Annotated in this window: 14 protein-coding genes; 10 read left to right on the top strand and 4 right to left on the bottom strand. The window is 68.2% G+C overall.

From position 1 onward, the window contains the following. From cdd to dut, 7 genes are read left to right on the top strand one after another with little or no spacing between them, the layout of a single operon-like run. Positions 1-417, top strand: a complete 417-nt coding sequence (gene cdd, locus AC1D2H_RS27775) for a cytidine deaminase (RefSeq protein WP_477933750.1) — start codon at positions 1-3, stop codon at positions 415-417. 8 nt (positions 418-425) lie between these two features. After that, positions 426-1262, top strand: coding sequence for a purine-nucleoside phosphorylase (locus tag AC1D2H_RS27770; RefSeq protein WP_478013117.1), 837 nt, complete (start codon positions 426-428; stop codon positions 1260-1262). After that, positions 1259-2023, top strand: a complete 765-nt coding sequence (gene deoC, locus AC1D2H_RS27765) for a deoxyribose-phosphate aldolase (RefSeq protein WP_478013116.1) — start codon at positions 1259-1261, stop codon at positions 2021-2023. The genes AC1D2H_RS27770 and deoC overlap by 4 nt, the downstream gene beginning before the upstream one ends. Further along, the gene (gene deoA, locus AC1D2H_RS27760) at positions 2024-3337 is read left to right on the top strand and encodes a thymidine phosphorylase (protein ID WP_478013134.1); all 1314 of its coding nucleotides are present in this window, start codon (positions 2024-2026) and stop codon (positions 3335-3337) included. Beyond that, positions 3337-4080 carry a tRNA (guanosine(46)-N7)-methyltransferase TrmB gene (gene trmB, locus AC1D2H_RS27755; RefSeq protein ID WP_478013115.1) on the top strand — a complete coding sequence of 248 codons (744 nt, stop codon included), beginning with the start codon at positions 3337-3339 and terminating at the stop codon, positions 4078-4080. The genes deoA and trmB overlap by 1 nt, the downstream gene beginning before the upstream one ends. 36 nt (positions 4081-4116) lie before the next feature. Next, positions 4117-5322, top strand: coding sequence for a bifunctional phosphopantothenoylcysteine decarboxylase/phosphopantothenate--cysteine ligase CoaBC (gene coaBC / locus AC1D2H_RS27750; protein ID WP_478013114.1), 1206 nt, complete (start codon positions 4117-4119; stop codon positions 5320-5322). Then, the gene (gene dut, locus AC1D2H_RS27745) at positions 5322-5771 is read left to right on the top strand and encodes a dUTP diphosphatase (protein WP_478013113.1); all 450 of its coding nucleotides are present in this window, start codon (positions 5322-5324) and stop codon (positions 5769-5771) included. The genes coaBC and dut overlap by 1 nt, the downstream gene beginning before the upstream one ends. A gap of 26 nt (positions 5772-5797) precedes the next feature. Here the strand turns inward: dut and AC1D2H_RS27740 are convergent, their stop codons facing one another. After that, a complete protein-coding gene (locus tag AC1D2H_RS27740) occupies positions 5798-6319 on the bottom strand; it encodes an FKBP-type peptidyl-prolyl cis-trans isomerase (protein ID WP_477933738.1) in 522 nt (173 codons plus the stop codon). Between the two features lie 40 nt (positions 6320-6359). On the opposite strand from AC1D2H_RS27740, the gene AC1D2H_RS27735 reads away from it, so the two are divergent. From AC1D2H_RS27735 to AC1D2H_RS27725, 3 genes are all read left to right on the top strand, one after another. Further along, positions 6360-7475, top strand: a complete 1116-nt coding sequence (locus tag AC1D2H_RS27735; RefSeq protein WP_478013112.1) for a JmjC domain-containing protein — start codon at positions 6360-6362, stop codon at positions 7473-7475. Beyond that, positions 7472-7966, top strand: coding sequence for a hypothetical protein (locus AC1D2H_RS27730; RefSeq protein ID WP_478013111.1), 495 nt, complete (start codon positions 7472-7474; stop codon positions 7964-7966). The genes AC1D2H_RS27735 and AC1D2H_RS27730 overlap by 4 nt, the downstream gene beginning before the upstream one ends. Positions 7967-8130: 164 nt before the next feature. Beyond that, positions 8131-8334, top strand: a complete 204-nt coding sequence (locus AC1D2H_RS27725; RefSeq protein WP_477933732.1) for a hypothetical protein — start codon at positions 8131-8133, stop codon at positions 8332-8334. 118 nt (positions 8335-8452) lie between these two features. Here the strand turns inward: AC1D2H_RS27725 and AC1D2H_RS27720 are convergent, their stop codons facing one another. From AC1D2H_RS27720 to dapA, 3 genes are all read right to left on the bottom strand, one after another. Next, entirely contained in the window at positions 8453-9235 is a 783-nt protein-coding gene (locus AC1D2H_RS27720) for an MBL fold metallo-hydrolase (RefSeq protein ID WP_477933730.1), read from the bottom strand. 28 nt (positions 9236-9263) lie between these two features. Then, positions 9264-10439: an outer membrane protein assembly factor BamC gene (gene bamC, locus AC1D2H_RS27715; protein ID WP_477933728.1), complete on the bottom strand. Its 1176-nt coding sequence runs from the start codon at positions 10437-10439 to the stop codon at positions 9264-9266. Between the two features lie 70 nt (positions 10440-10509). Then, positions 10510-11391: a 4-hydroxy-tetrahydrodipicolinate synthase gene (gene dapA / locus AC1D2H_RS27710; RefSeq protein WP_477933726.1), complete on the bottom strand. Its 882-nt coding sequence runs from the start codon at positions 11389-11391 to the stop codon at positions 10510-10512. Positions 11392-11425: the final 34 nt, after the last annotated feature.

Below are 11425 nucleotides of genomic sequence, written 5' to 3'. Positions count from 1 at the left end.
ATGGAATTGAGCCAAGACCTGCTGAACCGCCTGCTCGCCGAGTCGCTGCGTGCCCGCGAGTTCTCGCATTCGCCTTACTCCAAGTACAAGGTCGGCGCCGCCATCCTGGACGAGCAGGGCCGCATCCATATCGGCGCCAACATGGAGAACGCCTCCTACCCGCAGGGCTGGTGCGCCGAGCCCTCGGCGCTGACGGCMATGATCATGGCCGGCGGCAAGCAGGCCAGGGCGGTCCTCGTGACCGGCCCGGGCCCGGGCACCATCACCCCCTGCGGCGGCTGCCGCCAGAAGCTGCGGGAATTCTCCGTGCCCGAAGAGCTCATCGTCATTGCCGGCGACCCGGGCGGCATCCGCCAACGCTGGACCCTGGCCGAACTGCTGCCCCACAGCTTCGGGCCCTCCCATCTGAATTTCTGAGGTTTCCCATGATCGACAACAAAACCCTCGACGTCGCCATCTCCGCGAGCGTCGAGAAGCTGCAATCCCTGTACGGCAGCGCGCCTGAAGTCGCCGTGGTGCTCGGCTCCGGCTGGGCCGGCGCGGTCAGTCATGTGCAGGAAGCCCAGCACCTGCCCTATACCGAGCTGCCGGCCTTCCCGCAGCCCAAGGTCGAGGGCCATGTCAACGAGATCGTCGTCGGCCACATCGGCGGCCAGCGCGTCATCTTCCTGCGTGGCCGCGCCCACACCTACGAGAGCGGCGACTGCACCGGCATGGCTGGCGCACTGCGCACGCTGAAGCGCTGGGGCGTCAAGCTGCTGCTGCAGACCAATGCCTCCGGCTCGCTGCGCGGCCACATGCCGCCCGGCAGCCTGATGCTGATCGCCGACCACATCAACGCGCCGCAACGCAGCCCGCTGGTGGGCGAGCAGGGCAGCCACCGCTTCGTCGACATGGTCAACGCCTATGACGCCGACCTGCGCAAGCATGCGCTGGCCCTGGCCAAGCGCGAGAACCTGATGCTGGGCGAGGGCACCTATTGCTGGGCGCTGGGCCCGCAGTTCGAGACGGCCGCCGAGATCCGCATGTTCGCCGCCTGGGGCGCCGACGCCGTCGGCATGAGCACCGTGCCCGAGACCATCCTGGCCCGCCACGCCGGCCTCAAGGTGATGGGCATTGCGCTGATGACCAATATGGCCGCCGGCCTGTCGGCCGAGGCGCTGACGCACGACCTGACGCTGAAGCAGGCGCAGATGTCGGGTGAGCGCGCTTCCTCCTTCCTGGCCGCGCTGGTGGCCAGCTTGCAGGGCGTCGAGCTGTGACCACCGATCTGAAGGCCGCGGCCCGTACCGCGCTGGCCTGCCTGGATCTGACCAGCCTGAACGACGCCGACACGGCCGCCGACATCGACGCGCTGTGCCGCCGCGCGCAGTCCGCTTACGGCCCGGTGGCGGCTGTCTGCGTCTGGCCGCGCTTTGTCGCCCAGGCCCGCGCCGCGCTGCCGGCGGCTATCAAGGTCGCTGCAGTCGCCAACTTCCCTGAGGGCACGCTGGATCAGCAGCGCGCGCTGGCCGATGTCGCCGAGATCGCGCAGGCCGGCGGCGATGAGGTCGACGTCGTGTTGCCTTACAAGGCCTTGATCGCCGGCGACAGCACCGAGGTTGCCGAGTTCCTGTCCGAGGTCCGCTTCGCCTCGCGCCCGCTGACGCTCAAGGTCATCATCGAATCCGGCGAACTGGCGACGCCCGAGCGCATCGCGCAGGCCACGCGCCTGGCGCTGGCGGCCGGCGCCGACTTCGTCAAGACCAGCACCGGCAAGACCAAGGTCGGCGCGACGCCCGTCGCGGCCGCCGTCATGCTCAAGGAGATCGCCGCGAGCGGTCTCTCCGCCGCGGGCTTCAAGGCCTCGGGCGGCGTGCGCTCGGTGGCAGATGCCGCCGGCTACATCGCCCAGGCCGAAGCCGCGCTCGGCGCTGCCGCACTGAACCCCCAACGCCTGCGCTTCGGCGCCAGCGGCCTGCTCACCGATATCGAATCCGTTCTCTCTGGCGCCGACTCGGTCACAACGACCTCGGCCTACTGAATCATGCTTGCCCAAGAAATCATCCGCGCCAAGCGCGACGGCCAGGCGCTCAATGAAGCGCAGATCAACCACTTCGTCCGTGGCCTCGTCGACAACTCCTGGAGTGAAGGCCAGGTGGCCGCTCTCGGCATGGCCGTGTTCCTCAAGGGCATGGGCCGCGACGAAGCGGTGCTGCTGACCCGCGCGATGATGAACTCCGGCCGCGTCATGCGCTGGCCCGACATGCCCGGCCCGGTGCTGGACAAGCACAGCAGCGGCGGCGTGGGCGACAAGGTCAGCCTGATGCTCGCGCCCATGGTGGCCGCCTGCGGTGGCTATGTGCCGATGATCGCCGGCCGCGGCCTGGGCCACACCGGCGGCACCGTCGACAAGCTCGAAGCCATCCCCGGCTACACGACGACGCCCGACCCGGCAAAGTTCGACCAGATCGTGCGCACGCTGGGCTGCGCCATCATTGGCCAGACGGCCGACCTGGCGCCTGCCGACAAGCGTTTCTACGCGACGCGCGACGTGACGGCCACCGTCGAGAGCGTGCCGCTGATCACCGCCAGCATCCTGTCCAAGAAGCTCGCTGCCGGCCTCGAGGGCCTGGCCATGGACATCAAGTGCGGCAATGGCGCGTTTGCGTCCACGCCTGAGTTCGCCAAGGAACTCGCCGAGAGCATCGTCGCGGTCGCCGGCGGCGCGGGCCTGAAGACCCGCGCGCTGATCACCGACATGAACCAGATCCTGGGTACCGATGTCGGCAACTCGCTGGAAGTCATCGAGACCATCCGCTACCTGAAGGGCGAGCACCGCGAGCCGCGCTTGCACGAGGTCACGCTGGCCCTATGCGCCGAGATGCTGGTGCTGGGTGGCCTGGCCGCCAGCACTGCCGCTGCGCGCGTGAAGCTGCAGGCCGCGCTGGACTCCGGCGCTGCGGCCGAGAAGTTTGCCAAGATGGTCGTGGCGCTGGGCGGCCCGGCCGACCTGATGGAGCGGCCCGAGGCCTATCTGATCGCGGCTCCGGTGGTGAAGCCCGTCCTCGCGCCGCATGCGGGTGTCATCACCACCATGTCGACCCGCGATCTCGGTGTGGCCATCGTCGAGCTGGGCGGCGGCCGCCGCAAGGCAGGGGATGCCATCGACATGCGTGTCGGCTTCTCGGCAGTGAAGCCGCTGGGCACGCGCGTCGCCGCCGGCGAGCCGCTGGCGCTGATCCACGCGGCTGATGACGCCGCCGCAGACCGCGCCATCGCGTCCTATCTCGCCGCCTGTTCGCTGGGCGACGCCGACATCGCCGCCACGCCGATGGTCATGGCCGAGGTGGGCTGATGGAAGAGAAAGAGGACCCGCCGCGCCGGGCCATCAAGAGCTTCGTCACGCGCGCTGGCCGCATGGGCACGGGCCAGATCAAGGCCTTGGCCGAGCTGGGCCCGAAATTCGTTTTGCCCTACAAGCCCGAGCGCCTGGATGCTGAAGCCGTCTTCGGCCGCAAGGCACCCCTGGTGCTGGAGATCGGTTTTGGCATGGGCGGCGCCACTGCCGAGATCGCCGGGACACTGCCCGACCATGACTTCATCGGCTGCGAGGTGCACGAACCCGGTGTCGGTGCGCTGCTCAAGCTCATCGACGAGAAGCAACTGAACAATATCCGCATCGTCCAGCACGATGCGGTCGAAGTGCTGCGCGACATGATCGGCCCCGATCTGCTGGCCGGCGTGCACATCTTCTTCCCCGACCCCTGGCACAAGAAGCGCCACAACAAGCGTCGCCTGATCCAGCCCGAGTTCGTTGCCAAGCTGGTGCAGCACATCGCGCCCGGCGGCTATCTGCATTGCGCGACCGACTGGCAGCCCTATGCCGAGCAGATGCTTGAAGTGCTGACGGCCGATCCCCATCTCCTGAATACCGCGGCCGCTGCAACGGGTTACGCTGACAAGCCCGCCTACCGCCCCCTGACCAAGTTCGAGAACCGCGGCATCAAGCTCGGGCATGGCGTGTGGGATCTGGTGTTCACCAAGGAGCGCCGGGCCGCCCCAAGCTCCTTGGACCCCCTCGGGGGGCGGGCCAGGTGAAGCCCGGCCCTCGGGGCCAACAGGATTGAAACGTTGATGACGACAAGCCCACTGCACGGCAAACACATCCTGCTGGCCATGACCGGCGGTATCGCCGGCTACAAGATCGCCGAGCTGACGCGCCTGTTCGTGAAGGGCGGCGCGACGGTGCAGGTCATGATGACCGAGGCAGCCGAGCAGTTCATCACCGCGGTGACCATGCAGGCCCTGTCCGGCCGTGCCGTCTATACCAGCCAGTGGGATGCGCGGCCCGACAACAACATGGCCCACATCAACCTCAGCCGCGAGGCCGATGTGATGCTGGTGGCGCCTGCCAGCGCCGACGCCATCGCAGCCCTGGCGCAGGGCAGGGCGGACGACCTCGTCAGCCTGACTGCGCTGGCGCGCCGCATCCATGAATGCCCGCTGCTGGTCGTGCCGGCGATGAACCGCGAGATGTGGGCACACCCCGCCACGCAGCGCAATGTCGCGCAGCTCAAGGCCGACGGCGCCACCGTCATCGGCCCGGCCAATGGCGACCAGGCCTGCGGCGAGATCGGCGATGGCCGCATGCTGGAGGCGCAGGAGATCTTCGACGACGTCGAGGCCTTCCTGGCACCCAAACCCTTGCGCGGCAAGAAGCTGCTGATCACCGCCGGCCCGACCTTCGAGCCCATCGACCCGGTGCGCGGCATCACCAACCACAGCAGCGGCAAGATGGGTTTCGCCATTGCCCGCGCCGCCGCGGAGGCGGGTGCCGAGGTCACGCTGGTGGCCGGCCCGGTGCACCTGCCCACGCCGCGCGGCGTGCAGCGCATCGATGTGCAAACCGCCCAGCAGATGTACGACGCGGTGTTGCCGCAGGCCGCGCACCAGCATGCCTTCATCGCGAGTGCGGCCGTCGCCGACTGGCGCCCCGCGCAGTCGCACGAGCACAAGATGAAGAAGGCCGAAGGCGGCGCGACGGCACCAACCATCGCCATGACGGAGAACCCCGACATCCTCGCGGCCGTCGCCAGGCTGCCCAAGCCGCCCTACTGCGTTGGCTTTGCGGCGGAGAGCGAGAAGCTCGCCGAGCATGCCGACGCCAAGCGCCGCCGCAAAGGCATTCCGCTGATCGTCGCCAACCTCGGCCCGGCCACCTTCGGCCGCGACGACAACGCGCTGCTGCTCATCGACGAGCAGGGCCAGCGCGAGCTGCCGCGCGCAGACAAGCTCAGCCTCGCGCGCGAGCTGATTCAAGAACTCTCCAAGCGACTCTGATGACCCCGATTGACCTGCAAGTGCTCGACGCCCGCATGGCCGAGCAGATCCCCGCCTACGCCACGCCCGGCAGCGCCGGCCTGGACCTGCGGGCCTGCCTCGACGAGGCGATCCAGCTGGCGCCCGGCCAGACGACGTTGATCCCGACCGGTTTGGCCATCCACATCGGCGACCCGGGCCTGGCGGCCATCATCCTGCCGCGCTCTGGCCTGGGCCACAAGCACGGCATCGTGCTGGGCAACCTGGTCGGCCTGATCGACAGCGACTACCAGGGCCAGCTGATGGTGAGCTGCTGGAACCGCGGCCAGACCGAGTTCACCATCCAGCCCTTCGAGCGCATCGCGCAACTCGTCATCGTGCCGGTCGTGCAGGCGCAGTTCCGCCGCGTCGACAGCTTCGACACGTCCGAGCGCGGCGCGGGCGGTTTCGGCTCGACCGGCAAGGCATAAAAAAGGCGCCGTGAGGCGCCCTTGAATTAGTGAATCGGCTCGTCCGGCGGTGCGCCCGTCTGCACCATGAAGATGGGCTCGCCGACCGAACCGGCCTGCGCCTCCTGCTCGGTCGCCGCACGCACGTCCAGCAGGGTCAGGTGCATGCGCAGGCCAATGCCCGCCAGCGGGTGGTTGCCGTCCAGCACCACATGCTCGGGATAGACCTCGGTGACGGTGTAGACGACGTCCTCGGGCATGCCTTCGGTGGCCGCGCCTTCGGGCAGGCCTTCGATCTGCAGGCCGGGTTCGACGCCGTCCGGGAACAGGCCGCGCGCCTCGAAGCAGACGAGGTTGGAGTCGTAGTCGCCGAAGGCCTCCTCGGGCTGGAGTGCGAGGTCGGCCTCGAAGCCGACTTCCTGGCCCTCCAGCGCAGCCTCGACCTTGGCGAACAGGTCTTCGCCGCCATACAGGAATTCCATGGGCTCGGCCAACTCATCGATGAGCTGGCCCTGGGCATCTTCAAGTCTCCAACGCAGGGAGACGACACAGGGGCGGGTCACTTGCATGGCGGCAATTTTCCCACACCGCCCTCGGCACAATGTCCGCATGCAGATCGCACTCCCCACTCCCATGCTCGCCGGTCTCAGCCCGGCGCAGTTCATGCGCAAGCATTGGCAGAAAAAGCCCTTGCTCGTGCGCCAGGCCTTCGACGCCGCCACGCCGCCCGCCTCGCTGAAGGAATTGGCCGCGCTCGCCGCGCGCGACGACGTCGAATCCCGCCTCGTCACGGCCTTTGACGGCGACTGGAAACTCAAGCAAGGCCCCATTGCGCGCTTGCCGGCCATGAGCAAGCCCGGCTGGACGCTGCTGGTGCAGGGCCTGGACCAGCACCTGGCCGAGGCGCGCGCGCTGCTGGACCTGTTCCGCTTCGTGCCCGATGCGCGCGTGGACGACCTGATGCTGTCGGTCGCCAGCGACGGCGGCGGTGTCGGCCCGCATTTCGATTCCTACGACGTCTTCCTGATCCAGCTGGCCGGGCAGCGCCGTTGGCGCATCAGCGCCCAGCGCGATGCGGTGCTGCGCGAAGACGTGCCGCTGAAGATCATTGCCAACTTCAAGGCCGAAGAGGAATTCCTGCTGGAACCCGGCGACATGCTCTATCTGCCACCCGGCTGGGCGCATGACGGCGTCGCGGTCGGCCCCGGCTGCATCACCGGCTCGGTGGGCTTTCGCGCCTCCAGCGTCGAAGGCCTGGCAGCCGAGCTGCTGCCGCGCCTGCTGGACGACGTCGACAGCGCGGGCAGGCTCTACGCCGACCCGCGCCAGGACGCGACCGCGGAGCCGGCCCGCGTGCCCGCCGCCCTGCTGGACTTCGCGCGCCGCGCTGTCGAGGCCGCCGTGCAGCGGCCCCAGGCACTGGAGCGGGCCCTGGGTGAGGCGCTGACCGAGCCCAAGGCCACGGTCTGGTTCGAGCCCGGCGAGCCGCTGCCGCAGGGGCAGGGCGCCATGCTCGACCGCCGCAGCCGCATGCTTTACGACGCTGCCCATGTCTTCCTGAACGGCGAGAGTTTTCGCGCCGGTGGCCGCGACGCGGCGTTGATGCGCTCCCTGGCCGACAACCGGGCGCTGAGCGCCGCCGAAGTCGGGCGCCTGTCGGCCGGTGCGCGCGAACTGCTGGATCAATGGACTGAGGACGGTTGGGTGCAGCCGCAGATGCCATGAACGCACAAAACTTTGCCAGCCGCGCGGACTTCCAGCGCCTGCTCGTCGAAGCCCTGGCCTGGGTCAGCGAACAAGGCTGCCGTGAGCTGCATGCCTGGGATGCAGGCTTTGTCGACTGGCCGCTGTCCGATGCCACCGCGCTGGCTGCGCTGACCAGTTGGGCCCGGACGGGCCGCCAACTGCATCTGCTGGCCCTGCAGTACGACGACGTGGTGCGCCGCCACCCCCGCTTCGTGCGCTGGCGCCGCGACTACGCGCATTGCGTGACCGCCCGCGCCATCGACCCCGAGATCAGGCTGGAAGTGGCGCCGGAGAGCATGCTGCTGGCTGTCGGGGCCGACTCAACCTTGAGCTTGCGGCTTTTCGACCGTCATCTATGGCGTGGCGAAGTCAGCCTGGACCCCGCCGAGCGCCTGCGCGGCCTGGAATGGTTTGATGCCCTGGCACAACGCTCCAGCGACGCATTTGCGCCCACGACTTTGGGACTGTGAGTGCATATGACATGCAAACCCCTATAATCACGGGCTAGGCGGGGGAAGCGCTCGAGGTTTTCCGCGTCTTGTTCTGTCGGGGTCGGCCGTTGGTGTGCAAAAAGCACTGGCGCACGACCCCAAAATTATGGTGTGCACCGTCGTTTAAACGTTTGAGGACAAGTATGAATAAGTCGATCCTGTTGGCTTCCCTGTTGGCTGTTGCTGCTCTGACCGCTTGCAGCAAGAAGGAAGAACCCAAGGTTGAAGCCCCCGTGGCTGCCCCGGTTGCTGCTGCCGCTTCGGAAGCCGCTTCGGCTGTTGCCGATGCCGCTTCGGCCGCTGCCAGCGCTGTTGCCGACGCTGCTGCGTCCGCCGCTTCGAAGTAATCGCTTCGTCCCCACGGAAAAAGCCGTCGCTGCGCAAGCAGCGACGGCTTTTTTCTTTCAATCCGGCTTTTTTCGGCCGCGATTACAAAACTTTGCGCCGGTCGATTCCGGGCTGACCTCAGTTCAGGGCCAGCCAGTCCAAACCCAAGGTCGGGTGGGCGACGCGAATATCTGATTCGGCCTCGCCGAGCGCGGCGGCCATTGCGGCGCGTGCCAGTTCGGGTGTGTTGTTGTGCTCGCTGAGATGGGCGGCGGCGACCGTCTGCAGGCCTGCATGCAGGCAGCGGCTCAGCAGGTCGGCGGCGGCGGCGTTCGACAGGTGGCCATGGCTGCCGAGGATGCGCTTCTTGAGCGCCGGGTGATACGGGCCGCTGCGCAGCATGCCCTCGTCGTGGTTGAACTCGAGCAGCAGGGCGCGGCATCCCGCCAGCGCCTGCGCCACGCCGGCCGGTGCGCTGCCCAGGTCGGTCACGATACCCAGGCGCAGTGCGCCGTCGTCCAGCACCAGTTGCAGCGGCTCATTGGCGTCGTGAGGCACCGAGAAGGGGCTCAAGGCCATATCCCCCATCGCCATGACCTCGCCATCCCTGGCGATGCGCAGCAGGGTCGGGTCGAAGTCGGCGTTGCCGACGGCCCGCCAGGTGCCGCGGCTCATGATCAGCGGCAGCCGAAAGCGCGTCGCGAAGGCGAGTGCGCAGCCGATGTGGTCGCCATGCTCGTGGGTGATGAAGACGGCGTCGACGTCTTCAGGGGCGCAGCCCGCGCGAGCCAGCCGCCTGACCAGCTCGCGGACGCTGAAGCCGGCATCGACGAGCAGTCGCGTGCTCGTGATGCCCTGGCTGGCCTCGACCAGTGTCGAGTTGCCGCCGCTGCCGCTGCCGAGGCTGCAAAAGCGCATCACGGCAGCGACTTCCGTGCAGCAGCGAGGCTTACTTCAGGTCATCCATCAGCAGGCTGAGGATGCGCTTGGCGTTGTCGTCCGCGATGGCCTGGCCACGGTCGTCCAGGATGCGCACCGTGCTCTTGACGCCCTCGGCCTTGACGGCGACGCGGTAGCGCACCGGCGTGGCGGCCTTGGCGCCGAAGAGACGCTGGAAGAAGTTGGGCTCGTCCTTGCCGGCCTGCTCGGGGTCGGCGTAGCGCAGGTAGAAGAGGCCGGCGGCGCGGTCGCGGTCTTCGATGGTGAAGCCATGGCGGTCCAGCGACAGGCCGACGCGGCGCCAGGCGCGCTCGAAGCCGTCGTTGACGCTGAGGCTGTCGGGCACCTCGGACAAGGGGCGACGGGCGGCTTGGGCTTCGCCGCCGACCCTGAGCGTGCTGGGCGTCGTGGCCGCGGCGGGCGAGCCCGCTTCGGCGACGATGGTCTTGGCAGCGTCTTCCTTGCCGCCGAGCTTGAGCATCAGGCGCGACAGCATCTCGGCTTCGAGATAGGGGTCGGCCGGACGGTTCTGCCAGGCGGTGGATTCACGGCCCTGCGAGGTGTAGACCTCCTGCATGCCGCGGTGGCTGATGAAGATGTCGGTGCCGGTGGAACTGCGCTCCACACGGGTGCGGTACATGTCGCGCTCACCGGTGGAATACAGGCCGTCGAAGACCTTGCCGATGGTGGAGCGGATGAAGTCCTGCGGCAACTTGGCGCGGTTCTCGCCCCAGTTGGTCTCCATGGTGCCGACCTCGGGCTGCTCCTTGACGACCTCAAGGCCGCGTTCCTGCCAGAAATTGCGGATCTGCGGCCACAGCTGCTCCGGCGTGGCCGAGGTGTGCAGCCAGCGCTCGGCGCCGCTGCGTTCCAGGCGCACATCACCGGTGGCATTGGCGGCCACGCTGCCGGCCACCAGGGACTGGGCGTTGACCGAGTTCGCCGGCTTGACGGCGGACAGGGCCGAGGCGGTGATGGAGCCGCCCTGCACCTGGGCGCGGTTGTCCTTGGCGAGCTGGGTCAGATCGGGCGGGACGTCCAGGCCCTGGGTCTGGCGGGAGGCGGCCTTGTAGTCGACCTTGTCGGTCGAGAACATGCTGTCGATGGTGCTGCAACCGGCAAGCGACAGAACAAAGGCCGTGCAGGCCAGACGGGTCGCCGTGGGGCGGAGCGAGGAAACAGACATCACGCTGGAAATCTCCGGGGAACTAGAACGCCGGACAAGGCCGGCGCAGCCGCGCATTAGACCAGAGCCTTCAGAGCAATCCGGCTTCGACCATGGCCTGGCCAACGCTGGCCTGGCCGGCGCTGGTGAGCGGGGTGATGGGCAGGCGCAGCGCCCCGCCGCAACGGCCCAGGCGGGACAGGGCCCACTTGGCCGGGCCGGGGCTGGGTTCGCAGAACAGCTGCTTGTGCAGGCCAAGCAGCTGCAGGTGCACCTTGCGGGCCTCGATGGCATTGCCTTCGATGGCCAGGCGGCACAGCTCGGCCATCTGGCGCGGCGCGACATTGGCCGTGACGCTGACGTTGCCGTGGCCGCCGAGCAGCATCAGGGCCACGGCCGTGCCGTCGTCACCCGAGTAGATGTGAAAGCCCGCAGGCGCATGCTTGATCAGGAAGGCCGCGCGCTCGATGTTGCCGGTGGCTTCCTTGACGCCGAAGACGCCGGGCAGGCTGGCGCAGCGCAGCGTGGTCTCGGGTGCCATATCGGCGACGGTGCGGCCGGGCACGTTGTAGAGCATCATGGGGATGTCCACGGCCTCGGCAATCGCCTTGAAGTGCTGGTAGATGCCCTCCTGCGAGGGCTTGTTGTAGTAGGGCACGACGGACAGCGTGCAGTCCGCGCCGACTTCCTTGGCGTAGCGGCTCAGCTCGATGGCCTCGGCCGTGGAGTTGGCGCCGGTGCCGGCCAGGATGGGGATGCGGCCCTTGGCATGCTCGACCGCGACACGGATGATTTCGCGGTTTTCTTCCATGCTGACCGTGGGCGACTCGCCGGTCGTGCCGACGACGCCGACGCAGGCGGTGCCTTCCTCGACATGCCAGTCGATCAGGCGGCGCAGGGCGGGGTAGTCGATGCTGCCGTCCTCGTTCATCGGGGTGACGAGGGCGACGATGCTGCCGAGGATGGGCTTCATGGTGGGAATTTCTTGAGGAATCTGGCGATTTTAG

The organism is Roseateles sp. P1_C1_2, assembly GCF_056406535.1.
Note: the sequence above shows the minus strand (reverse complement) of the source record. Positions and strands in the feature narration are given on the sequence as shown.